Annotated in this window: 18 protein-coding genes; 15 read left to right on the top strand and 3 right to left on the bottom strand. The window is 34.2% G+C overall.

The features are described from left to right. Positions 1-75 precede the first annotated feature (75 nt). Entirely contained in the window at positions 76-270 is a 195-nt protein-coding gene (locus HALSAC_RS0112730; protein ID WP_027340580.1) for a hypothetical protein, read from the bottom strand. A 332-nt stretch (positions 271-602) separates the two neighbouring features. Here HALSAC_RS0112730 and HALSAC_RS0112725 point away from each other — a divergent pair, with 332 nt between their 5' ends. The 9 genes from HALSAC_RS0112725 (at position 603) to HALSAC_RS0112685 (ending at position 18,338) form a co-directional block, all read left to right on the top strand. Next, positions 603-1,154 carry a LysM peptidoglycan-binding domain-containing protein gene (locus tag HALSAC_RS0112725; protein ID WP_051412231.1) on the top strand — a complete coding sequence of 184 codons (552 nt, stop codon included), beginning with the start codon at positions 603-605 and terminating at the stop codon, positions 1,152-1,154. A gap of 377 nt (positions 1,155-1,531) precedes the next feature. Continuing rightward, positions 1,532-6,031, top strand: coding sequence for a glutamate synthase large subunit (gltB, locus tag HALSAC_RS0112720; RefSeq protein WP_027340578.1), 4,500 nt, complete (start codon positions 1,532-1,534; stop codon positions 6,029-6,031). Further along, entirely contained in the window at positions 6,031-7,479 is a 1,449-nt protein-coding gene (locus HALSAC_RS0112715) for a glutamate synthase subunit beta (protein WP_027340577.1), read from the top strand. The genes gltB and HALSAC_RS0112715 overlap by 1 nt, the downstream gene beginning before the upstream one ends. A gap of 350 nt (positions 7,480-7,829) precedes the next feature. Further along, positions 7,830-10,445, top strand: a complete 2,616-nt coding sequence (gene adhE / locus HALSAC_RS15975; RefSeq protein ID WP_084804529.1) for a bifunctional acetaldehyde-CoA/alcohol dehydrogenase — start codon at positions 7,830-7,832, stop codon at positions 10,443-10,445. 124 nt (positions 10,446-10,569) lie between these two features. Continuing rightward, positions 10,570-11,745, top strand: a complete 1,176-nt coding sequence (locus HALSAC_RS0112705; RefSeq protein WP_084804506.1) for an IS3 family transposase — start codon at positions 10,570-10,572, stop codon at positions 11,743-11,745. A 397-nt stretch (positions 11,746-12,142) separates the two neighbouring features. After that, positions 12,143-13,996: a methyl-accepting chemotaxis protein gene (locus HALSAC_RS16640; RefSeq protein WP_051412229.1), complete on the top strand. Its 1,854-nt coding sequence runs from the start codon at positions 12,143-12,145 to the stop codon at positions 13,994-13,996. A gap of 207 nt (positions 13,997-14,203) precedes the next feature. Then, positions 14,204-14,647 carry an Hsp20/alpha crystallin family protein gene (locus tag HALSAC_RS0112695; RefSeq protein WP_027340575.1) on the top strand — a complete coding sequence of 148 codons (444 nt, stop codon included), beginning with the start codon at positions 14,204-14,206 and terminating at the stop codon, positions 14,645-14,647. Between the two features lie 549 nt (positions 14,648-15,196). Next, on the top strand, positions 15,197-17,761 hold the full coding sequence (gene clpB, locus HALSAC_RS0112690) for an ATP-dependent chaperone ClpB (RefSeq protein ID WP_027340574.1): 2,565 nt from the start codon (positions 15,197-15,199) through the stop codon (positions 17,759-17,761). A 172-nt stretch (positions 17,762-17,933) separates the two neighbouring features. Beyond that, entirely contained in the window at positions 17,934-18,338 is a 405-nt protein-coding gene (locus HALSAC_RS0112685) for a bacteriohemerythrin (RefSeq protein WP_027340573.1), read from the top strand. Between the two features lie 44 nt (positions 18,339-18,382). On the opposite strand, the gene HALSAC_RS0112680 is transcribed toward HALSAC_RS0112685, so the two are convergent. Continuing rightward, positions 18,383-18,739 carry a four-helix bundle copper-binding protein gene (locus tag HALSAC_RS0112680; RefSeq protein WP_211231346.1) on the bottom strand — a complete coding sequence of 119 codons (357 nt, stop codon included), beginning with the start codon at positions 18,737-18,739 and terminating at the stop codon, positions 18,383-18,385. 262 nt (positions 18,740-19,001) lie between these two features. Between HALSAC_RS0112680 and HALSAC_RS15965 the strand changes: the two genes are divergently transcribed. The 5 genes from HALSAC_RS15965 (at position 19,002) to HALSAC_RS0112655 (ending at position 22,785) form a co-directional block, all read left to right on the top strand. Then, on the top strand, positions 19,002-19,577 hold the full coding sequence (locus HALSAC_RS15965; protein ID WP_035571904.1) for a TlpA family protein disulfide reductase: 576 nt from the start codon (positions 19,002-19,004) through the stop codon (positions 19,575-19,577). Between the two features lie 101 nt (positions 19,578-19,678). Then, on the top strand, positions 19,679-20,374 hold the full coding sequence (locus HALSAC_RS0112670; protein ID WP_027340571.1) for a cytochrome c biogenesis CcdA family protein: 696 nt from the start codon (positions 19,679-19,681) through the stop codon (positions 20,372-20,374). Positions 20,375-20,500: 126 nt separating this feature from the next. After that, positions 20,501-21,319, top strand: a complete 819-nt coding sequence (gene zupT, locus HALSAC_RS0112665) for a zinc transporter ZupT (protein WP_027340570.1) — start codon at positions 20,501-20,503, stop codon at positions 21,317-21,319. A 370-nt stretch (positions 21,320-21,689) separates the two neighbouring features. Next, complete coding sequence (locus HALSAC_RS0112660) at positions 21,690-22,058, top strand: ArsR/SmtB family transcription factor (protein ID WP_027340569.1); 369 nt, start codon at positions 21,690-21,692, stop codon at positions 22,056-22,058. 178 nt (positions 22,059-22,236) lie between these two features. Beyond that, positions 22,237-22,785, top strand: a complete 549-nt coding sequence (locus HALSAC_RS0112655; protein WP_027340568.1) for an MEDS domain-containing protein — start codon at positions 22,237-22,239, stop codon at positions 22,783-22,785. Between the two features lie 51 nt (positions 22,786-22,836). Here the strand turns inward: HALSAC_RS0112655 and HALSAC_RS0112650 are convergent, their stop codons facing one another. Continuing rightward, positions 22,837-23,046, bottom strand: a complete 210-nt coding sequence (locus HALSAC_RS0112650; protein ID WP_027340567.1) for a DUF378 domain-containing protein — start codon at positions 23,044-23,046, stop codon at positions 22,837-22,839. A gap of 153 nt (positions 23,047-23,199) precedes the next feature. Here HALSAC_RS0112650 and HALSAC_RS16635 point away from each other — a divergent pair, with 153 nt between their 5' ends. Then, complete coding sequence (locus tag HALSAC_RS16635; RefSeq protein ID WP_051412228.1) at positions 23,200-26,049, top strand: Eco57I restriction-modification methylase domain-containing protein; 2,850 nt, start codon at positions 23,200-23,202, stop codon at positions 26,047-26,049. Positions 26,050-26,292 lie beyond the last annotated feature (243 nt).

Raw genomic sequence — 26,292 nt, 5'->3', positions numbered from 1 at the left:
TTAACATCATAATCTGCAAGTAATTGATCGTAAGCGATAAAATTTAGCAGATGAAAATGATAGTTAGAAGTAGCTTCAACACCAAAAAATTAATGCACTTAAGTTATTAGTTTCTAGATGTTTAAGAATAAGTTTAACTAGCTTATTTGCTCCTGATTTATTATTATCAAAACACTTGGTATCAAGCTTAGTACCATCGCCAAGTAAGAAGCAAAAATAATTATTATCAGAGCTGACATCACAACCTACGTATAAAGTATTATTATTCATAATTAAAACCTCCCAGAGAATTTGAATTAGTTAAGTAAGTGGGCTAGACTCCCTAGTTTTCATACCCACTTCATCCTCGCTTCTATTAGAGATGAAGTCTAAGTGTTTTAAATGAGACTAACCTGCTGCATTTAGTCTCACACTTAAACACTCTCACGGTAGGGGTAAGAAGTTAAAGCACGAAACTAGAAGTAACAGACTTTAAATAGCAGTCAAGCTGCACGGAGTGTTAGTTATTTACCCAACCTAATAATATAAGTCTAGAAAGTTTTAGCCCAAAAATCAAGATTAAAAATTAAATATCTTAATAATATTATACGAGGAGTGTTTAGATGGGGAATTATCCAAGAATCCAAGAGTCAACTTCTAACTGCCCAGAAGGAACTAGGGCTTATACTGTGCAGGCTGGAGATACTTTCGATAGTTTAGCAAGGCGGTTTAATACTACAGTTGCAGCTATTGTAGCTGCAAATCCAGGAGTGGAACCTGATTTTCTTCGCGTGGGCCAACGAATTTGTATCCCTGAAGATGTTGGACCACTATGTCCTGAAGATAATTATTATACTATCAGAAGAGGAGATACCTTTTATAGTATAGCTACAAGGTTTAATATTAGTCCGGAGGAGCTTAGAGAGGCCAATCCAGTAGTCAATGAAGATCGTTTAAGAGTAGGTCAGATAATTTGTGTTCCAGCAGAGCCACCAACACCACCGGCAAGGTGCCCAAGAGGGACTATGGCTTATACTGTTAGGCGTGGTGATACTTATTTTTTAATTGCTAGAAGATATAATACGACTGTTGCGGATCTAAGAAGGGCCAACCCCGGGGTCAACCCTGATGCCCTTATCATTGGTCAAAGACTTTGTGTACCAACAGAATCATAGTTAAGAGTTAAGAGGTCATCCGGATGGGTGGTCTCTTTTCTAGTGTGGTTATATAGTAATAAAGCGTAGCTTTATTACTGGTGATGAGTAATCAGTAATGAGTAATGGGTAAAACCTTAAGAAAACAGAAACCCCTTTGTTACCTAAGACTTATAAGAGGTTTTGAGATTTTGACTTTACTCATTACTCTTCACTCATTACCCATTACTAGTGGCACGAAAGTGACACTTTATTACTATTAAGCGTAAGCTATGCCTATATCAAATCAAAAAAACTTGATTTTTTTCACAGGTTGAAGTATAATAATAAAAAACATTTCAAATAATGAAATTACATTTCACACATTGAAAATAGAAACATAAAGGAGGAGAGTAGAGATGGTAAAAGAAGTGGGAATACCCAAACAAGAGGGGCTTTATTACCCTGAATATGAAAAAGCCAATTGTGGTTTTGGATTCATTTCTCATATAAAAGGGGATAAGAGCCATCAGATTATTGAACAAGGATTAGAGATTCTTTTGAAATTAGATCATAGAGGAGCTGTAGGTGCTGATCCTTTAACTGGTGATGGTGCGGGAATACTTATTCAACTTCCTCACCAATTTTTGACCAAGAAGATGGGAGAGAAAGGTATAGACCTACCTCAGCCTGGAGATTATGGAGTAGCTACTATTTTCTTACCAAGAAAGATGGATGAAAGATTGTTGGCCCAAGGAATTATAGAAAATGTGGTTCAAGAGGAGGGTCAGGAGATCTTGGGTTGGAGAAAGGTAGATATAAATGATCAAAATTTAGGAGAGACAGCTGCTAGTACCTTACCAGTTATTAAGCAGGTCTTCATTAAGAAAGCAGGTAACATAGATAATTTTGAATTGAAGTTGTATGTGATTAGAAGGATGATTGAGCGGAAAATAGAAGAATCTGAGATTAAGAACAAGGAGTCCTTTTATATACCAAGTTTATCAAGCAGGGTTATGATTTATAAGGGGTTATTATTAGCAGGTCAAATTGGAGATTTTTATGAGGACTTGCAGGACTCAGAGCTAAAATCAGCTATTGCTTTAGTCCATCAAAGATATAGTACAAATACTTTTCCGTCTTGGGATTTGGCCCAGCCTTTTAGATATTTGGCCCATAATGGTGAGATAAATACCTTAAAAGGGAATTTAAATTGGATGGCTGCTAGAGAACCTGACTTATATAATGAATTTTTAGGTAGTGAGATTAAGAAGGTTTTACCAGTAACAAATTCTAAGGATAGTGATTCGGCAAATTTAGATCATTTATTTGAGCTTTTAATTGCTTCAGGAATGACCCTGGTAGAGGCGATGACCTTCTTGGTTCCTCAAGCTTGGGAGAAGGATGATAGTTTGGATGATAAAATAAGGGATTATTATCAATATAATGCTGGTTTGATGGAACCTTGGGATGGGCCAGCAGCAATTGCCTTTACTGATGGAGTACAGGTGGGAGCTACTTTAGATAGAAATGGGTTAAGACCAGCCCGATATATAATAACTGACGACGATTTGATTATTATGGCTTCAGAGGTTGGAACTTTAGAAGTAGAAGGGTCTAAGGTTATAAGAAGTGGTAGATTACAGCCTGGGAATATACTACTTATAGATACAAAGAAAGGAAAGGTTCTCTCAGATAAAAAGATCAAAGAGGAATTAAGTACTAAGCTTCCCTACAGTAAGTGGGTTGAGGAAAATAAGAAGTATTTAGATGATTTGGTTGGAGGTAACGAGCGTTATGGTCATGATTTTGAGACTTTATTAGATAGGCTAAAAGCTTTTGGTTATAGTAGAGAGGATTTGAGTGTTGTGATAGGGCCAATGGCTCAAAATAAAAAGGAATCTATTGGTTCTATGGGTAATGATGCACCTTTAGCCGTTCTTTCCAATAAATCTAAATCATTGTTTAATTATTTTAAGCAGTTATTTGCTCAGGTAACCAATCCACCAATTGATCCTATCAGAGAAGAGATAGTTACCTCTTTAAAGAGTTATTTGGGGATGAAAGGAAATATACTCCAAAGGGATGAAGAGAAGGCTAAGGTAATAGAGCTAGAGTCCCCAATTTTAACTGACGAAGAATTAGATAAGATTATTCACCTTAAAGATGAGAACTTTAGGGCCAAGGTAGTTCCTGCCTTATTTGATCCAGAAGAGGAAGGTGGACTAGAGAAGGGGTTAAAGAGATTATTTCATTATGTGGAAAATACAATTGAAGCAGGTTATAATGTAATCGTTTTAAGCGATAGAAAGGTAGATGATTTTAATGCTCCAATTCCAGCTCTGTTAGCTACTTCAGCCTTACACAATTATTTGATTAAGAAGAAGAAAAGAAATGGTATAGATATAATTGTAGAGAGTGGAGAAGTAAGGGAGGTTATGCATTTTGCCCTTCTTATTGGCTATGGTGCCTTAGCTGTCAACCCTTATTTGGCCCTTGAGACTATATCTTATATGAGTGAAAAGGAGCTTTATATAGAATATGGAGATAAGGATGTTTGTTTAGACAGAAAGAAATCTTATATTAAAGCTGTCAATAAGGGTCTGTTGAAGATAATGTCCAAAATGGGTATTTCTACAGTACAAAGCTATCGTGGAGCCCAGATCTTTGAGGCTGTAGGGTTAAGAGAGGACTTTGTAAATAAGTACTTCCCTGGAACTACCTCTAGAATAGAAGGGATTGGAAGTGATGTTTTAGAGAAGGAGGCTATCAATAATCATAGGTTGGCTTTTAAGAACTTAAGATCTACTAATGAAGGTATATTAAAGAATGAAGGAGAGTATAAATGGAGGGCCAAAGGTGAGCACCATTTATTTAGCCCAGAGGCTATAGCAAAATTACAGCATGCCGCTAGAACCAATGATTATAGCCTTTATAAAGAGTATACTGAGCTTATTAATAATCAAAGCAATAATTTATCTACTATTAGAGGTTTGTTAAAATTTAAAGATATAAATCCAATTCCTATTGAAGAGGTTGAATCTGTGGAAGAGATTAGAAAGCGCTTTGTAACTGGTGCTATGTCCTATGGTTCTATCTCTCAAGAGGCTCATGAGACTATTGCTAAAGCTATGAATGCAATTGGTGGTATGTCTAACTCTGGAGAAGGTGGAGAAGATCCAGCTAGATTTAAGGATGATCGTAGAAGTGCAATTAAGCAGATAGCTTCAGGTCGTTTTGGTGTAACGACTGAATATTTGGTAAATGCAGATGAATTACAGATTAAGATGGCTCAAGGGGCCAAGCCAGGAGAAGGTGGACATTTACCAGGTCATAAAGTAAGTGAAGAGATTGCTAGGGTAAGACACACCTCTCCAGGTATAGATTTGATATCTCCGCCACCTCACCATGATATTTACTCGATTGAGGATTTGGCCCAGCTGATCTTTGATCTAAAGAATGTAAATCCTGATGCTCGGGTCAGTGTTAAGTTGGTATCAGAGATTGGAATTGGGACAATTGCAGCAGGTGTATCTAAGGCCCATGCCGATATGATATTGGTATCAGGTCATGATGGAGGAACTGGAGCAGCTCCTCTTACTTCAATAAAGCATGCTGGTCTACCTTGGGAGTTAGGTTTAGCTGAGACCCATCAGGTTTTAATTAAGAATAATTTGAGAGGAAGAGTTAGAGTTCAGACTGATGGTCAATTAAAGACAGGTCGTGATGTTGCTATAGCAGCCTTGCTTGGTGCTGAAGAGTATGGTTTTGCAACTTCTTCTTTGGTTGTGCTTGGATGTATAATGATGAGAGCTTGCCATAGTAATACCTGTCCTGTAGGTGTAGCAACTCAAGATCCACGACTGAGAAAGAGATTTGCTGGAAAAGTAGAAGAATTAATTAATTTCTTTACCTTTATAGCTCAAGACTTACGTGAAATCATGGCTCAGTTAGGATTTAGGAGCATTGATGAGATGGTAGGTAGGGTAGATAAGTTAGAAAGCAATGAAGCTATTAAGACTTGGAAGGCAGAAGGTATTGATCTATCTAAGATACTCCATAAGCCAACCTTACCTAAAGAGATTGCTGGAAGGTGTGTTCAAAGTCAGGACCATGGGATTGATAATGTTCTTGATAGGAAGTTAATAGAAAAGACAAAGCCTGCATTAGAGGAAAGAAAGAAGGTTGAGCTTAATCTACCAATTTATAATACAGACCGTACTACTGGAACAATGTTAAGTGGTGAGCTTGCTAAAAGGTATGGGGCCAAAGGCCTTAAAGACGATACAATTAAGCTTAATTTCAAAGGTTATGCAGGTCAGAGTTTTGCAGCCTTTGGTATGCAAGGCATAACCTTTAACTTAGAGGGCCAAGCCAATGATTATATAGCTAAAGGTCTCTTTGGGGCTAAGGTAATAGTTAAGGCACCTAATGATGTCAGTTATATCCCTCATCAGAATATAATTGGAGGTAACACCATCCTTTATGGAGCAATTAGAGGAGAGTTATATTTAAATGGTTTAGCTGGTGAGCGTTTTGCAGTTAGAAATTCTGGTGCTAAAGCTGTTGTTGAAGGTATAGGAGATCATGGATGTGAGTATATGACAGGCGGAAGGGTTGTAATCTTAGGAGAGACAGGGCGTAACTTTGGTGCTGGAATGAGTGGAGGTATAGCTTATGTTTATGATAGTGATTGTAAATTTGAGAGAAGAGTAAATAAAGGTATGGTTAACTTGGAGTCTTTAGATATTGATGATAAGAAAGAGATTAAAGAGTTAATTAACAATCACCTTAAATATACAGGCAGTTTAAGAGCCAAAGAAATTTTAGAAGGTTGGGATGAAAAAGTTAATAACTTTGTCAAAGTTATCTCTCCAGCCTACAAGAAGCTAGTAGCCAAGACAAAGGGGGGAGAATAATGGGTGAATTAGGAGGATTTCTAAAGTATAATCGAAAAGAGAAGAATAAGCGTTCAGTACAAGAGAGAGTAAAAGATTACAAGGAGGTCTATAAGCCCTTTGGTAAAAAATACCTTTATGAACAATCGTCTAGATGTATGGATTGTGGAGTTCCTTTTTGTAACTTCTCTTGCCCAGTAGATAATTTATGTCCAGAGTGGAATGATTTTGTTAGTAATGGTGAGTGGGAAAAAGCATTAGAGGTATTAGAGGAGACTAATAATTTTCCTGATTTTACCGGGCGTTTATGTCCTGCACCTTGTGAAGGAGGTTGTGTATTAGGCATAAATGACCTACCAGTAACGATTAAGAATATAGAGCTTGCTATTTCAGAAAAAGGCTGGGAAGAAGGTTGGATTAAAGCAAAACCTCCAAAGGTAAGAACGGGTAAGAAGGTTGCTGTAGTTGGTTCTGGACCTGCTGGATTGGCAGCAGCCCAAGAGTTAAACCGTAAAGGCCATTATGTAAGTGTCTTTGAAAGGGATGATAAAGCAGGTGGGATGCTTGTTTATGGTATCCCCGACTTTAAGATTGAGAAGTGGATAGTGCAAAGAAGAGTTGATCAATTAAGAGAAGAGGGTGTCGAATTCATCCTCAATACTGAGGTTGGCAAGGATTATCCTGCTCACAGATTAGAAGAAGAGTATGACGCTGTAGTCTTAGCTGGTGGGGCTCGTGAAGCTAGAGATCTTCCTGTTTATGGGCGGGATTTAAAAGGTATCCACTATGCTATGGAGTATTTAACCCAACAAAATGGGGTAGTTGCTGGTAAAGAAGTAGCTAAAGAAGATAGGATAGAGGCTAAGGGTAAGAAGGTTCTGGTAATTGGTGGTGGTGATACCGGTGCTGATTGTGTAGGTACAGCAACTAGACAGGGTGCCGAGGCTGTCTATCAGATTGAGTTATTGGAGAAGCCATCTAAGGATAGAACTTTAGATAATCCTTGGCCCCAATTTCCTCAAACTCTAAAAGTCTCTACATCCCACCAAGAAGCTGAAGTATTTGCAAAGGATGAAGATTTTGGAGTTAGAGAATGGTCCATTGCTACAAAGCGTTTTCTTGGTGATAAGGATGGAAAAGTTAAATCCTTTGAAGCAGTTAGGGTAAGTTGGATTGAAGGAGAAGATGGTAGAAAGCAGATGGAGGAGATTGAAGGTAGTGAATTCTCTTTAGATGTAGATTTAGTTCTCCTTGCTATTGGTTTTGTCCATCCAGAGCATGAAGGGATGTTAGAGGAGTTAGGATTAGATTTAGATGAACGCGGTAATGTAAAGGCAGACAATTATAGGAGTAATAAAGATCAGATCTTTGTTGCTGGTGATATGCACCGTGGTGCTTCTTTGATTGTTTGGGCGATTGTAGAAGGTAGAGAAGTAGCAGAGAGGGTAGATGAGTATTTATTAGATTAAGGCATACGGAACAAAGAGAGGGCTGACCAGAGGGTTGGTCCTTTTTTTCTTGTTATTATTTTGTCAAATAGCAAAACGGATATCTAACGTAAGTAATATCGAGTTAAAAGGAGATAATCTAATTAATTGATAATTTAAAGTCTTAGTTTTGGTAATAATAAGTTTGAAAAAGAATAAGGACTTTGATATGATTTTATCAAAGAAAGTGGTTTGAAATCGGAAATAAAGAGATCTTTATTTATTTCCTGCTTGAATGGCCATATTATTCAAGCCTATAAGTTTAAAAGTAAGTATCAAAATAATCGGCTTAAATATCTAAGCCAGTAAAGGAGGAGTAAAGAATGGAATTTATGAAAGTAAGTAATTTGGAAGAATTAGAAATTCTAATGGAAAAGGTAAGAGATGCTCAAGAGCAATACTCTACATATTCACAAGAGGAGGTAGATGAGATTTTTAGAAGGGCAGCTATCGCCGCTAATGATAAGAGAATTGAATTAGCTAGGTTGGCTGTTGAAGATACAGGAATGGGAGTTATGGAGGATAAGGTAATTAAGAACCACTTCTCAGCTGAGTTTATTTATAATAAGTATAGAGATGAGAAGACTTGTGGTCTTTTAGAGGATGATGCTTCTTATGGAATCAAGAAGATTGCTGAGCCAATTGGTATCTTAGCAGGGATCGTTCCAACTACCAACCCAACCTCTACAACTATCTTTAAATCTTTAATCTCTTTAAAAACTAGAAATGCAATCATCTTTTCACCTCATCCAAGGGCCAAAAGATGTACAATTGAAGCTGCTAAGACGGTCTTGAGAGCAGCTATTGAGGCTGGAGCACCAGCTAATATTATTGGATGGATAGATACACCTTCAATAGAGCTTTCCCAAGCTTTAATGAAGCATGATAATATTAGTATGATCTTAGCAACTGGTGGTCCTGGAATGGTAAAGGCAGCTTATTCATCAGGAAAGCCAGCTATAGGAGTTGGAGCAGGAAACACTCCAGCAGTTATCGATGAAACAGCACATATCAAGATGGCAGTAAGCTCAATCTTAATGAGTAAGACCTTCGATAATGGTGTTATCTGTGCTTCTGAACAATCAGTTACTATTGTTGATGAAGTTTATGAAGAGGTTAGAAAAGAGTTCTTAGAAAGAGGAGCTTATATCTTATCTCCACAGGAAAAAGAAAAAGTAGCAAAAGTACTATTAGTAGATGGACATATCAATGGTGATATAGTAGGTCAAAGAGCTTATGATATTGCTAAGATGGCAGGTGTTGAAGTACCAGAGGACACTAAAATATTGATTGGTGAAGTAGAAGAAGTTGGTGAAGCAGAGCCATTTTCTTATGAAAAGTTATCTCCAACTTTAGCTATGTATAAGGCGAAAGATTTTAAGAAAGCCGTCGATAATGCAGTAGCTTTAGTTAAATTTGGTGGAATTGGTCATACTTCAGTACTTTATACAGATCGAATCAATGATGATCGTAAAGATTACTTCGGTTCTAAGATGAAGACAGGAAGAATCTTAGTAAATATGCCTACATCACAAGGTGCTATTGGTGATATTTACAACTTTAAACTTGATCCTTCTCTTACTTTAGGTTGCGGATCTTGGGGAGGAAACTCAGTAAGTGAGAATGTGGGGGTTAAACATCTAATGAATGTAAAAACAATTGCAGAAAGAAAAGAAAATATGTTATGGTTTAGAGTTCCGGAGAAGATTTACTTCAAGTATGGTGCTTTACCGATTGCTTTAGGAGATTTAGAAGGTAATAAAAAAGCATTTATTGTAACTGATAAGCCTTTATATGATCTAGGATATACAGATAAAGTTACTAATGAGCTTGATAATTTAGGTATTGATTATACAATCTTTTCTGATGTAGAGCCTGACCCTACTTTATCTACAGTAGAGAAAGCTGTTAAGCAGATGAATTCCTTTAATCCAGATATAATTATTGCTCTTGGTGGTGGATCACCAATGGATGCTGCTAAGATTATGTGGTTAATGTATGAGCATCCAGAAGCTGAATTTAAAGAATTAGCAATGACCTTTATGGATATAAGAAAGAGAATTTATAAATTCCCTGAATTAGGAAATAAAGCTTGCTTTGTAGCTATTCCAACTACTTCAGGAACTGGTTCAGAGGTAACTCCTTTTGCAGTAGTTACTGATGATAAGACAGGAATTAAGTATCCGATTGCAGATTACGAATTAACTCCAGATATGGCTATAGTTGACCCAGATTTAGTTTTAACTATGCCACCTAAGTTAACTGCTTACTCTGGTCTTGATGCACTAGTTCATGCGATTGAAGCTTATGTATCTGTATTCTCTAATGAGTATACTAAAGGTCTAGCTCTAGAAGCTATAAGATTAATCTTTAAGTATCTACCTGACTCTTATAAAAATGGTGCCGATGATAGAAAAGCAAAAGAGAAGATCCACTATGCATCAACAACTGCTGGTATGGCCTTTGCTAATGCGTTCTTAGGAATTTGTCACTCCTTGGCCCATAAGTTAGGATCAACTTTTGAATTACCACACGGTTTAGCAAATGCTTTATTGGTTAATCATATAATTAAGTATAATGCTGATGAGAAGCCAGTTAAGCAGACTGCTTTCCCACAATACAAATATCCTTTAGCTAAGACTAACTATGCTAAGATAGCAGATCACTTAGGTTTAGGTGGTAATACTGAGGATGAGAAGGTAGACTTATTAATTGACGCTATTGAGAGATTAAAAGAAGAGCTTGATGTGCCAGCTAATATTAACGAAGCGGGAGTATCTGAATCTCACTTCTACAGAAAGTTAGATAAAATGTCAGAACTTGCTTTTGATGATCAATGTACAGGAGCTAACCCTAGATATCCATTAATAAGCGAGATTAAAGACCTTTATATCAAAGCTTTTAATGATAAAGAGGAAAATAAGGAAGAAAATAACGAAGAGAATTAATAATACCTAAAAGCTAATGCTCATATGAGCATTAGCTTTTTTCTTGATATCTAAGTAATCTTCCCCCTATTTGTTAGACAGTGAGTTAAGGTGTATAATAAAGTTATTCAAAGGGGGAATACACATGAGCAAACCTAAAATAAAACGTGATGAACAATTTAAACGTGATGCTGTTGAATTAAGTCTTAAATCTGATAAAAATTGTAAAGATATTGCTGAAGATTTAGGTGTTAGTTATAATGCACTAATTAGATGGCGTAAAGAGTATAGAGACAAGGGTAATTTAGCTTTCCCAGGCAATGGTAAACAAAATCTTTCTCCTGAAGAACAAGAGATTATAAAACTAAAAAAAGAACTAAAAATTGCAAAAGAAGAACGCGACATTTTAAAAAAAGGCGGTAAGCATCTTCTCGAAGAAACCACAGTAAAATATGGTTTTATCCGAGATCACAGCAATGAATTTGCTGTGGAGAGGATGTGTAAAGTTTTAGAAGTATCTCGGTCAGGATATTACAAATGGTTAAAAAGAAAACCAAGTAAAAGAGAAGAAGAAAATGAAACTTTAAAATTTAAGGTAGCTCAAATATATTGGCAGAGCCGTGGGACTTATGGTAGCCCTAGAATCTACAAACAGCTTAAGAAAGAAGGCATTATATGCAATAAAAAACGAGTAGAAAGATTAATGAAAGTATTAGGATTAAAAGCTATACAAAAGCGTAAATTCAAAGTTACAACAAATTCTAATCATAACCTGCCAATAAAAGATAATATTCTTAACCGAGAATTTGATGTATCTCAAAAAAATAAAGTCTGGGTCTCAGACATCACATATATTCCTACTCAGGAAGGTTGGCTTTACCTTGCTGTCATAATAGATCTATATTCTCGTAAAGTTGTTGGTTGGTCAATGGATAGCACAATGAAAAAGAATCTTGTAATAAATGCTCTTAATATGGCTCTAAACAATCGCCAAGTCTCAAGAGGACTTATATTTCATTCAGATCGAGGAAGTCAGTACGCTAGTATAGAATTTCAAGAACTATTAATTGAAAATGGATTTAAATCATCAATGAGTCGTAAGGGTAATTGCTGGGATAATGCAGTGTCAGAAAGCTTTTTTGGAACATTGAAAACAGAATTAATTCATCATAATAACTATATAACAAGAGCTCAAGCAAGAAGAGATATATTTGAATATATTGAAGTCTTTTACAATAGATTTAGAATGCACTCGACTTTAAATTATAAAAGTCCAGAAAAATACGAAAACGAGAGAAAAGCCACTAAACTTAGTGTCTAATTTAATGGGGGAACCTCAAAGTGTTTTAACTATTAAAAAGTTTATTATATCTAATTTAAAATAAAAATATAAATTACTTTTGAACTGTAGCTTTATAGGTGAAGTAAAAGATAAAAGTAAATATATTATTAATAATTTTAAAAGAGTTATTTGTTTTAATGAAAACAATTGAGAGGATTTAAAATATATATTGTCGTTTAAGCAGGGGGATTGTCGGATGATATAGAATATATAAAATAGAATTCAATATTATTATAGGATTAGTTCTACTATTTATAATGAATATTGTTATGGCAAGGAACGAATTTAGCGACTTATTTTTTATCTCAAGCTAAAGTTTTTTATTTAGTGTTAAATAATATTTTTAAAAATAAGGTATTTTGTGAGGAGGTTGTTTATGTTTAAATCATTAAAAGTTAAAATAACATTAGTTTTTGTATTAGTTGTAATGGCTATTATTTTTACAATTGGTTCTACATTATTTTTTACTGCAAGTAGGACTATGAACAATCTTTCTAATGGACTTAATGCTGAAATTATTAGAACATACTCAAATAATATTGAGTCATTATTAGAGAGGAAAATTTCAGAAACTAGAATAATAAGTCAGAGTGCTGATGTAAAAAGCATGAATCCTAAGAAAGCTCAAACTATTTTAAGTGATGTTTTAAAAGAATCGGATTTTGGAACATTAGCTATAGTATTTCCAGATGGAATAGCTTATGATTCTGATATGTCTGTTTATGATTTTAGCTCTAGTGCATATATGAAACCTATCTTTGAAGAAGGAGAAGATTTTTATATAACAAATCCTTTTCCTAGTTCTATTAATGGCAGACTATTAATAGTAGTTGCTCATAGTATAAAAGACAGTAGTGGCAATAATATAGGAGCAGTTTCAGGTTCTATGTATTTAGATCAAGTAGTTAGTATACTTAAAGGAATCAATATTGAAGATGCTGGCTTTGGTTGGTTATTGTCTGAAGATGGTAGTGTTTTAGCTCATCCAGAGGAAGGATTTAGTGGTAATAATATATCTTCAATAGATGAGTATTCAAACATTAATATAAGTGAAATAGCTAATAAAAATATTGGTCTTAAGCGTGTTATCATCAACGGAGAACCATCTATTATTTTACATTCTAAAATAAAAAATTCGCCGGGGTGGCATTTAATGATTGAGGTTAGTACAGGAGAACTACTTTCCGGTCTGAATACTTTTAGGAATATTGTTATTATAATAATTTTTCTTGCAATTATAATAACTATAATAGTATCTTTAATTGTTGCTAGAAGTATAGTCGATCCTATTGAAATTATAACTGAAGGTATGAAAAGGTTGTCTGATGGTGATTTTACCAAGGTTCAAGAAGAAAAGTTGACTAAAAGAAGAGATGAGGTTGGAAGCTTAGCTAAGAGTTTTAATAAGATAAGCTTTTCTATGCAAGAAATGATAAGTAAAGTTAATGAGAGTATAGAAAATATCTCTGCTTATAGTGAACAGTTATCAGCTTCATCTGAAGAGGGTAATGCAAGTATAGAGACTACAAGTGGATTAATTGAAAATATGTCTGTAGGTATAGAAGAAATTTCAGCATCATCACAGGAAGTAGCTAGCTTTTCTGAACAAGCTAATTTACAAGTGGATATAGGAAGTCAAAATATTAATTCTACAGTTAATAGTATTAAAGAGATTAATGGAATTGTAAAAGAAACTGCAGAAGTAATTAGTGAGTTTGATCAAACATCTTCTGAAATAGGACAGATTGTTGAATTGATAACTAATATAGCAGAACAGACAAACCTTTTAGCTCTAAATGCAGCTATTGAAGCAGCTAGGGCTGGAGAACATGGACACGGTTTTGCTGTAGTAGCAGATGAGATAAGAAGTTTAGCTAGTGAAACTTCTAAGGCAACAGAGAAAATTTCTAATTTAATATCTAAAATTCAAATGCAAGGAAAAGAAGAACTTAAAATGATAAAAAATGTAGAAATAAAGACTAAAGAGGGAAAAAATATAATTCAAAATACAGGTGAAGTTTTTAAAACGATTAAAAAATCAGTAGAAGAAACCTCTTTACAGATAGAGCAAACTGCTAAAGCTAGTAATAAATTAGCGCAAAATAGTAATCAAATAGTAAGTTCAACTGAAGATATAAGTAGTATGTCTAGAGAAATATCTGATTCTTCGCAAGAATTAGCTCAAATGGCTCAAGAGTTACAAGAGTTGATATCACAGTTTAAAATATGAATTTGATTATTATATATTAGACTATGTATTAGTATAATTGTAGATGTTAATCAGGGAATAAAGTTAAACTTTATTCCCTGATTATTTAGAAAATTATTATTAAAATAAAACTATAAATATTGACATTTGAGAGATGTTTTTTTATAATATAATTAGCACTCACCTAAGACGAGTGCTAACAACAAAACCTTAAAGGAGGAGATAGGAATGTTTGATTTACAACCTTTTTTCAATAATCGAAGATCTAATTCTTTGTGGGATGGAAGTTCTGATCTCTTAGGATCAAGTTCAAACCTCTTCGATGAGTTTATGAACTCTAATCTATCACCTTTTAAGGTGGATATCCAAGAAGACAATGACAAGTACCTCTTAGAGGCAGAATTGCCAGGAGTGAAGAAGGAAGATATTAAGCTAGAGGTAGATGATCAGTATCTAAATATAATGGTAAGCAATAGTGAAGAGGTAGAGGAGAAGAAGGATAACTATATTCGCAAAGAACGTAGAGCAGGTAGTTATAGCAGATCCTTTAGAGTAGGTAATATCGTTGAAGATAAGGTTGAAGCAGAATACAACAATGGTATTCTAGAGGTGATTTTACCTAAGAAAGAGATTGAAAAAGATGATGGAAAGAGGGTAATTGACATTAAATAAAAAACTTTAAAATCAAAGGTGTTTGCAGCAGCGCCCTGAGGGCTATGATTTTTGTCGACCGAAGAAGTAATCTTGGGTTGATTAGATCTGATAAGAGCTGATGAAATTCTATTTTAGGAATCGGGAATCCGGAATCAGTAAGTTCAAAATCTTTAAGTCCTTGATTTTGATCTGTACAGACTTCAGACTCTTGGTTCCTGACTCCAGACTCCTGCTTTAAATCAGATTTAATCAGCTCTTATCACTTTTTATCTGTGCCAAGCCTTTGAACTAAAGATTTTAAGAAACTAAAGGTTAAAGGCTTTTGCGCAGACTAAGTTCGGATAAGTGCCGACAAGGTCAGGACAAGAGATTAAATAATTAAAATTAATAAAGATTTAGTTAGATTTTAGATTCGCTTGATTCGTGCGATTCGTTGCTACTTAGTTTTTGAATTTAGGTTTTAAGGTTTTAGCACACCCTACGATTTTTTAAAGAACTAAAAACTCTCCGTAATAAAGATCACTTGCTCAAGGCTCATAGCTTAAAAAAATAAAGAGGTGATAACTTATGAAGATGGATAAGTTTACAATAAAGGCACAAGAAGGAATTTTGGAGGCCCAGCATTTGGCCCAGGATAATAAAAACCAAGAGGTCTATCCAGTACATCTTCTGTTGGCCCTGATAAGAGAAGATGACGGAATAGTTAAACCGATACTTCAGAAGTTAGGAGTTAAGATTGAAACTTTGACTAAGGAGTTAGAAGGGAAGGTAGATAAGCTACCTCAGGTTTATTCTGAAGGTGTAGAACTTTATACTTCACAAGAGTTGGCTAGAGTATTACGAGGAGCAAAGAAAGAAGCCCAGAAGTTGAATGATGATTATATATCTACTGAGCATCTTCTCTTAGCTATATTAGCAGAAGCTTCAGTAGGAGAATTACTTAAAGAAAAAGGGATAGAAGCTAAAAAATTAAAGGATTTAATTGAAGAGATTAGAGGTGGTGAGAAGGTGAGAAGTCAAGGTGCTGATTCTAATTATCAAGCATTAGATAATTATACTATTGATCTGACAGAGCTGGCTAAGGAAGGTAAGCTAGACCCTGTAATCGGTAGAGATGAGAAGATTAGAAGGGTTATGCAGGTTCTTTCTCGTAGGAGAAAGAATAATCCTGTTCTAATTGGAGAACCAGGTGTTGGAAAGACAGCAATTGTAGAAGGGTTGGCTCAAAGAATAGTTAACGGTGATATACCTGGGAGCTTAAGAAATAAGAGGGTTATCTCTTTAGATATGGGGGCCTTGGTAGCTGGGGCCAAATATCGTGGCGAGTTTGAAGAGCGTTTAAAATCGGTACTAAAGGAGGTCAAGAAGGCAGAGGGTAATATCATCCTCTTTATTGATGAGATGCATACCCTAGTAGGGGCGGGTGCTACTGAAGGGGCTATGGATGCAGCCAATCTCTTGAAACCGGCTTTGTCTAGAGGTGAACTTCATTGTGTTGGAGCAACTACCCTAGCTGAGTATAAGAAGTATATAGAAAAGGATGCAGCCTTGGAGCGGAGGTTCCAGCCTGTCTTAATCGATGAGCCTTCTATAGAAGATACAGTATCTATATTAAGAGGATTAAAAGATAAGTATGAGATACACCATGGAATAAGAATACAGGATGGTGCTTTGGTAGCAGCAGCCAAGCTGTCTGATAGATATCTTAGTGAACGATTTTTACCTGATAAGGCCATTGATTTAATAGATGAAGCTGCTTCTAAGTTAAAGATAGAGATAGATTCTATGCCTATAGAGATAGATGAGCTTGACCGAAGGTTAAGGAGGTTAGAGATAGAGAAAGAGGCTCTAAAGAAGGAAGATGATGAGGGAGCCTTAAAGAGGTTAGAGGAGATAAAGGAAGAGATAGTTAACTTAAAGGATAAGATAAATCCTTTAAAGGCAAAGTGGACTAATGAGAAGGAAGTTCTTAAAGAGATTGGTGATTTAAAGGAAGAGATTGAAGAAACTAAGATTAAGGCAGAAGCTGCTGAAAGAGATGCTGATTATGAAAGGGCAGCAAGGTTAAAGTATGGTGACCTTCATGAGTTGAACTTAAAGCTAGAAGAAGCTATAAAGAAAGCAGAAGAGTTGAAAGGAGAGCGCCACCTTTTAAAAGAAGAGGTTGGTGAAGAAGATATAGCTCAAGTTGTAGCATCTTGGACTGGGATTCCTCTTACTAAGGTAATGGAAGGTGAAAAGCAGAAATTATTACATTTAGAAGAGGAGCTATCTAATAGGGTAGTTGGACAGAAGGATGCCATTAAAGCTGTAAGTAATGCCATTAGAAGGTCTAGAACAGGATTACAAGATGATAATAGGCCTTTGGCTTCCTTTATTTTTATGGGGCCAACAGGTGTAGGAAAGACTGAGCTTGCCAAGACTTTAGCTAAGTATCTCTTTGATGACCAAAGGTCTATGATAAGAATGGATATGTCAGAATATATGGAACGTCATTCTGTAGCCAAACTGATTGGATCCCCACCGGGATATATCGGTTTTGAAGAAGGGGGTCAGCTGACAGAGAAGGTTAGAAGAAATCCTTACTCTGTACTTTTATTAGATGAAATCGAGAAGGCACATCCAGATGTCTTTAATATCTTACTTCAAGTCTTAGATGATGGAATCTTGACCGATAGTCAGGGTAAAGAGGTTGACTTTAGAAATACTGTCATAATTATGACCTCAAATATCGGTTCTCAATTCATCCAAGATATTGAAGATGAGCAAGAGAGGGAGAAGAAGGTGAGAGAAGCACTGAAAGCTCACTTTAGACCAGAGTTTATTAACCGTATAGATGATCAGATAATCTTTCACTCTCTAACTAAGGAGGATATAGAGAAGATTATTGAGATTCATTTAAGGGAGCTAAGAGCTAAGTTGAGTGTTAAAGGCTTAGAGATTGAACTTAGTGATAAGGCAAAAGAAGAGATTGCTAACTTAGGTTATGATCCAGTCTATGGAGCCAGACCGTTACAAAGAGTGATTCAGAATTATATTAAAGATCCGTTGGCCCTTAAGCTACTAGAGGGTAAGATAGGAGAAAGAGATAGAATATATATTGGCTATAAAGATGGAGAATTTATATTTTAATCCTTATAATCGTTAGCTTTAAGCTATCAGACTTTAGCTAAAGTCTGATAGCTTAATATATTATTAATTTATATATTTAGATTCCTTTCTTTACATATCAAGGTATCTATAATAAAATATTATATAGAAAAATTAAATTATAAATCAATAAGAGACATAGGAGGGCGAAGTTATGGGGATTTCATGGAAGAAGAGATTTGAGATAGGGGTTGAAGAGATTGATAAGCAACATAAAGAGCTTTTTGAACAGACTGAAAGGTTACTCAAAGCTTGTCAAGAAAAAAGAGGATCAGAGGAGTTAGAATCATTACTAGAATTTTTAGGTAATTATGTACAAACTCACTTTGAGACAGAAGAGAAGTTACAGAAAAAGTATAATTATCCGGATTATAAAGAACATAAGAAAGCTCATAATGATTTCGTGAAAAAGATAGAAGAATTTAAGCAAGAATTTAAGGAAGGTAAAAAGAATGTAGCTTCCTTAATGAGGTTAAATAGAACAATAACTAGATGGTTAGTTAATCATATTAAGAAGGAAGATCAAGGTTTGGGAGATTATATAAAGGGTAATAGTTAGATTAAAAAGGAGAGCTGCAGCTCTCCTTTTTAATCTTTTAGATATTAAGCAGTTAACATAGCTCTACATTCTTGAGCACATTGTCTACATATTTCTGCACATGTTTGGCAGTGATTATCTTGGAATTTATCACATTCCTGGGCACAAGCTTCGCATATCTCAGCACATAACTCACAGACTTGAGCAGCATAGCGACTATTTCCAGACATATATTTAGCTGCTAGTGTACAGATATCTATACAATCTAGTAATAAGCTCATACAATCAACCCTTGCATCTACATCAGGTTCATGTAAGCAAGCATCTAAACAGAACTGACACTCACTCATACATATATTACATAGGTCTATGCACTCTTGGTATCTATCCATATGGGTTTCATAAATTGTTGCTGTAGTCAAATTGATCTCCCCCTTTTTTTATTTTTTAGTTTACGCTAATAGTATTAGACAATTAAATTATAAGTATACATTATTAGCTGCTGCTTTTAGCTAATAACTAGCAACTAGTAGCAAGTTTTTGTGTCATCACAGTACTACTTTATTAAGGAAAGTAATACCTTGTTTTAGATAAGGATGTGTGGTAATATATACTTATCGATAATGATTATAAATAGCTAATTTCGCTTTGAAGGTTAATGATCAGAAGAGAGGATTTGATATTATGGTGAAGAAGTTTTGGTCTAATTACAAGGTTTATTTCTTATTAATTTTCTTTTTAGGGATTGTATTAGTAGCTAGTCTTCCTATTTGGTCTATGAGTAGTCAACCTTTAGATGAAGCAGAAATAGAAGGGGAAGATGAGTTAGTAGTAGGTGTTAATTTAGGAAAGGTTGCTCCGGATTTTACTCTTTTGAATTTAGAGGGTGAGGAGGTATCCTTGTCAGATTATCGGGGGAAGAATGTTTTGATCAATTTTTGGGCTAGTTGGTGTCCTCCTTGTAGAGAGGAGATGCCTGATTTAATTGAATTTCATAATAAATATGATGATTTTGTAGTCTTAGGTGTTAACATAGGGGAACACCGGGATACGGTAAGGGAATTTATCAAAGGAGATAATTATACCTTTCCTATCCTTTTAGATGAACAAAGGGAGATTGCTAGAGATTATCTGGTAACGGTTGTTCCAACATCTTATTTTGTTGGCCCTGATGGAAAGGTTGACTATATAATGAGAGGTATGGTTACACTTTCACAGTTAGGTCAAATAAGGGATAATATCTTAAATAATGATGAGTAATAGAATAGAGTTTTATTAATTTTATCAGTATCAGAATTTAATTTCAGTAAAAGCTTGAGTATAGACACTAACACTATATAAAATTATCTGGAGGTGATAAAGTGGGTGAAGTTTCTTTAGTGGTTGCTTTTTTTGCAGGTCTAATATCTTTTTTATCTCCTTGTGTTCTGCCGCTAGTACCTGCTTATGTTGGTTATATAAATGGGGGAGCTAAGCAGAGAACAAATTTATTTACTTTAATCAGGTCTCTTTCATTTGTACTTGGTTTTTCTATAGTCTTTATCTTAATGGGTGCTTCGGCAAGTTATCTGGGCCAACTCTTTGCTTATCATAGGCAGTTGCTTACCAAAATAAGTGGTATATTGATTATAATATTTGGTTTTCATATGTTAGGGGTCTTTAAGATTAATTTTTTATATAGAGAATTTAGATTTAATTGGGCTCAAAAGGCTAAAAGTTCATTTTCCTCTATTTTGATGGGAATGGCCTTTGCTGCAGGGTGGACCCCTTGCGTTGGGACAGTCTTAGCTTCTATATTATTATATGCAGGGAGTACAGCTACAATTGGTAGGGGGATAGTTCTTTTAGCTTTTTATTCATTAGGTTTGGGAATTCCATTTATTATGACTGCTTTATATGTAAATAAATCTTTATCATTATCAAGTGATTATAATAAGTACCTTCCGCTTATTACTAAGTTTAGTGGGTTTATTATGATTATTTTTGGGGTTTTGATCTATTTTGATAAGATACAAAGAATAATTCAGTTTTCAATTTTTAATTACATCAATTGGTAAAGATTAAAAACTGACTTTATATAAAGGCAGTTTTTTTATTGAAAAAAAGTAAGTATATGTTATAATTGATAGTAACAGTTATCAGTTATACAACTGATTAAAATAATTAAAAAGGAAGTGATTAAGATTAATAATATAACAATTGCGTTTTTACTAACATTTTTAGCAGGTTTATCTACAGTAGTAGGAAGTGTGATAGCCTTTGGTTTTAAGAAGACAAATAAGGCTTTTTTATCAAGTTCTCTAGGCTTTTCGGCAGGGGTAATGATCTATATCTCTTTTGTAGAGTTATTAGATGAGGCTAAAGAGTCATTGGTAGATCATTTAGGTGCTACTACTGGTGAATGGGCTACAGTTGGGTTCTTCTTTTTAGGTATCTTAGTTATTGCCCTTATCGATAAAATGATACCAAATCACGAGAATCCTCACCATGTTTGGGATGAAAAGAAGGTTGAAGGGCTGAGTTCAAATAAGGAGATTGACATTGAGGATAAAGCATCCTTACACAGAACAGGAGTTAAGTCTGCTTTGGCACTTGCTATACATAACTTCCCTGAGGGGTTAGTTACCTTTGTTGCTGCAATGGTAGATCCAGCCTTGGGACTATCTATAGCTATTGCTATCGCTCTTCATAATATTCCTGAAGGTATTGCTGTATCTGTTCCGATATATTACTCTACAGGTTCTAAGAAGAAGGCCTTTGGTTATGCTCTATTTTCCGGTCTTGCTGAGCCAGTAGGAGCACTTATAGGTTACTTTGTCTTTAGTGCTTTATTAAACGAGTTATTCTTTGGATTTATCTTCTCCTTTGTGGCAGGTATAATGGTCTTTATATCTATTGATGAGTTATTACCTACATCTAGAAAATATGGAGAAGGACATAAAGAGATTTATGGATTTGTTCTTGGAATGGCAGTAATGGCAGTTAGTTTAGTTTTAATTTAGATTAAGTTACGAGGCAGTCTCTTTTTAAAGGGGCTGCCTCTTTTTTATTGTTTTAGTATGGAGTTATTACACTATATAAGTAATAAAGCGTAGCTTTATTACTGGTGATGAGTAATGGGTAATGAGTAATGGGTAAAACCTTAAAAAAACAGAAACCCCTTTGTTACCTAAGACTTATAAGAGGTTTTGAGATTTTGACTTTACTCATTACTCTTCACTCATTACCCATTACTAGTGGCACGAAAGTGACACTTAATTACTATTAAATTTCACAATATTAAAGACTAGTGAAATAAATCACAATCTAAAGAAGGTTTTTTTTTAGCTAAATAGAAATACTAGATGAGTAGAAGAACTTAGGAGGGATAGTATGAATAATGATAATTTGATTTGTAGAGGATATTGTATACATAAAGATAATATAAATGAAGTTAAGAGAAAAGAGTTGGAGGATAATACTATTAAGAGGTTGGCTGCTACTTTTAAGGTTCTAGGTGATCCAACAAGGATTAGGATAATTAATGCTTTAGCCAATAGAGAGTTATGTGTTTGTGATATCTCAGAACTTTTGGATATGAGCCAGTCGGCAATCTCGCATCAGCTTAGGAGGCTTAGAGATCTAAACCTTGTCAAATATAGAAAAGAGGGGAGAATAGTCTATTATTCTTTAGATGATGATCACATAGTAGGACTTTTTAATCAGGGGTTGGCCCATGTAATGGAAGAAAAATATAAATAATAATACCAAATAAACCCTTGAATTGTCTATATATATTTGTTATAATTTTCCATAGAGGGCTTAATAATTTCTTTTATGAATTATTATTATAGAATTATAAGCTATTTGAAAGTTTGGTTTTAATAGCTGTATATAATTATTTGTTAGAATGAATATCTTCTTATAGGAGGAATAGGTTATGATATTATCTAAAGATATAGATAGTAGTATAAGTCTTTATTATGGTAAGGAGCATTTTTTGGTTAAGACTGTTAATTATTTGTTAGAAGGTTTGGAAGAGGGAGAAAAGTGCTTTTATTCGGTGGCTAATAGCTTTGAAAAGAGGGTAATCAAGTTTATAGATAATGATTATATTGAATCTAAGCAGATTGAATTCTTTTCTATGAAGGATTTAATAGATATATATAAGCTCAAAGGAACTATAGGTTTAAAGGGCAGGATATCTAGCTTAGCTGAGACGTTATCGCAAGATGGCTACTGTAAGTGTAGATTAATAGCAGAAGTAGGTCATCTTATAAAGGATATAGATAATGAAAAATATTTAAACTTTGAAATCGAGTTATTAAAGACTTTGACAAAATCTAATATATCTTTAGTTTGTGCTTATGATGTTAGCCCTATATTTGAGGAAGATTATGAGGGCCAACCTTCTAATTTCAAAAATATATTAAATAAGACTCTTTCAAATCATTCTTATATCCTAGAAGGGGAGAAAGTTATAAATTAAATAAACTAAGAAGAGACACTCCTTTAAGTTAAAGGAGTGTCTCTTCTTAGTTTATTTTTCGATTTGATTTCTTTCTCTAAAGAAGAGGCTTATCGAATAGATACCTGCCAAGCCAACTAAAGAATAAATAATACGACTAAGAGCATTTAATTCACCAAAGCGAATACCTGATATAAATGCTACAAGATCAAAACCAAATAATCCGATTAGCCCCCAATTTAATCCACCAACTATTACAAGAATTAATGCTAATCTATCCACTTTTAAATCATCTCCTTTTATTAAGTGTCTGAGCTTATTATTCCTGAGATTTGATATATATATACAAAATATTTGTTGATTTAATTTGATTTTTCATTGAGATACTTTATAATAATCATAAAAGGATAAATTTTAAAGTCTAGGAGGCACTTTATGAGAGTTAAGAGATTAAAAGGTTTCAATCTAATATATAAAGATATTTTGAAAGTCTTTAAGTCTAGCTTAAATTGTAAAAAAACAAAGGAGCTTATTCAGGTATATAAGGATAAAGATAGAGTTAAGGAAACTAGAAGGGAAAGGAAATGGGAAGAAGTTCTTGCTTCTAATTCAGCTTATCTATTTATAATAAAATTGCTTTTAATAAAAGCAATAGAAGATAATAAGCTTGCTACCTTTTTAGAAATGAAAGATCTTTCAATAGATCAGATTATTAATAAAGCCTTTAAAGGTGAAGTTGATGATTTACTAATAGACCATAGATGGGAATTGTTACCTTATAATAAAAGCATAGAAGAAATCTACACCAGAGTAAAAGAGGCTGATATTGATTTGGATGGAAGTTCCTTAGGAGATATCTATCAGAGCTTAAGCACTCATAAGTCAAGGAGGGAAGAAGGGAAATTTTATACCCCGAAGGTAGTTGTTGATTATATATTAGAGGAGACTTTGGCTAAGGTAGATATTGTAGATAATATTTATTTGAAAATTTTAGATCCTTCTTGTGGGAGTGGATACTTTCTCTTTAAGGCTTATGATATTTTATATGAGAAATATTTAAGAGAAATTGATAGGTTAAAGTTAGAGTACCCGGATAAAGATTGGAACTTAAATTATATACATAGTCATATTTTAACTAAGAATCTTTATGGTATTGATACTGACGCTTTTGCCCTTCAATTGACTATTATAGGTCTTGTTTTTAAGAGGATAGGAGGAGAGTTAAGTAATTTAAATATAAAAAATAATGATATGCTAAAGGTTGATTCAGGTGAAAAATTTGATCTTATTATAGGTAACCCACCTTATGTTGGGCATAAGGAGTTAAAAAGAGATTATAAGGAATGGTTAAAGTTAAATTATTCAGTTTATGAAGATAAAGCTGATCTCTCTTATTGTTTTTTAGAGATGGGTTTAAATAGACTTAAAAGAGATGGAACTTTAATTATGATAACACCTAGGTATTTTTTAGAATCACCTACTGGAAAAAAGTTGAGAAGATACTTAAAGTCTGAATCTAAAATCGAAAGTATATTAGATTTTTATGGTCTGCAACTTTTTAAAGGTGTGATTGTAGATCCTATTATTATTAAGATGAGGTTATCTGAGGGGGAAGATGGTTTTATTGACCTAATCCGTTTAAAAGCTAATGCTTCTAATCTAAATGGAGAAGATTTATTTGCCCATATATTAAAAGGAGAAGAGCAGGAGTGCTATAAAAGGTATAGCGTTGAACAGGATGCCTTAGATGATGAGGGATGGAGGCTATTATCTGAAGATGAGATAGAGGTTATAGATAAGTTAGAAAGGGTTGGAGACATATATCTAGGTGATATATGTGATAGTGCACAAGGGATTATAACTGGATATGATAAAGCCTTTGTATTGTCTAAAGAAGAAGTGCTTGATCAGAATATAGAGAAGGATTTAATTAGGCCTTGGATTAAGAATAGTGATGTTGGTCCTTATAAGATTAGAAAAGCTAATAAGTATCTAATCTACACCGATAAAATAGGTGAGCGGGATAAATATCCAAAGACAATAAATTATCTTAAATCCTTTAAGCAAAGGTTATCTAAAAGAAGAGAGTGTAAGAAAGGTTTTATTCAATGGTATAATCTACAATGGGGTAGGGATGAGGATAAATTTAAGGCTAAGAAGATAGTTTATCCCTATAAAGCAACTAAAAACTCCTTTGCAATTGATCAAAACTCATATTATGCAAGTGCAGATATTTATCTTTTGACTACCAAAGAAGAGTATAGGGTCAACACCTCATTAGAAGAGATAGTTGGTATCTTAAATTCTAAGTTATATAATTTTTACTTTAAAAGTTATGCTAAAAAAATGAGTTATAGACTCTATGATTATTATCCTAATACAGTTTTGAGGATGAAGTTAAAGCTTAACCCTGCTGATAATAATATAGAGGAATTGGTTAAGGAGATAATGGATATCAAAGTTAAACTAGATAATTGTTGTATTGCTGATCTTTTAAAGTCTAATAGACCTTATTATGAAAAGAAAGATATATACAGAATCTATAATTCTTTTGTAAATGAGAAAAGTAGATTGAAGGTTGAGCTTAAGAATAAGGAGAGGATCTTAGATTATATCATTTATAAAAGGTATAATCTAGACCAGATAGGGATAAAGATAGTTGAAGATAATCAGCGGCAAGGAAAGTATGGTCTTTTGGAAGATAACTGGCTAGAAAGTTATTTTGATGGTGATTATGAAAGACTAATAGAAAATAGAGGAGAGATAGTTGATAATTTAAAAGAGAAGTTAACAAAGGATGAATTTATCCACTTACACCATAAGCAAGAACTTAGTCTAGAGGAGATAGGAGAGAGAGTTGGTGTAGAATACCAGACTTTGGCCCTGCTTAGAAGAAGGTATATTCAAGAGGCTGGTGAAGAGTTTTGGAAGTGTCATAATCTAAATTCCTTAAGAGATGGTATAGGTAGTTATTTGTTAGATCTGCTAGAGTCAATATTGTTAAAGAGGGGAAGTTATCTGAGTATAGAGCAACTTTATGATTCTTTAAAGGAAGACAAGGGAAATATTATGATGTTGGCCCTATTAAGTAAAGAAGCAAAGGATAAAAAGAGATCACTAAAGGATCTAATTTTTAGAAATAAGTATACTCTAAGAGAGTATAAAGTCAGGTTGAAAAAAGGACTTCCTTTAACTAAAAGGTTTATTAATTATAAAGGTTATAATATTGGATTAAGTAATTGGAGTAAAAAAGAGCATAATGTTTACTTTAAGGATGAGCAGTGAGCTAAAGAACAGTTAAGTTCACAAGGGATAAGGGAAGAGGAAAGGTAGCATAGGAGCACCTTTGAAATTGGAATCGCACGAATAGTTTATGGTTTTTTATAAACTATGAGGGCAGGTCCCTGTGCCTGCCCTTTATATATGTCATAGCCAGAGTGCAAAGAGCTGCGCTCTTTGCACGGCACACGGCACATTTTTAAGCAGTGATCAGAAATAATAATTATCAAGTAGCCCTTAATATGGGCT

Origin of the sequence: Halonatronum saccharophilum DSM 13868 (assembly GCF_000517025.1) — a bacterium.
Classification (GTDB): Bacteria; Bacillota; Halanaerobiia; order Halobacteroidales; family Halobacteroidaceae; genus Halonatronum; species Halonatronum saccharophilum.
This window is presented reverse-complemented; position numbering and strand designations above follow the sequence as displayed.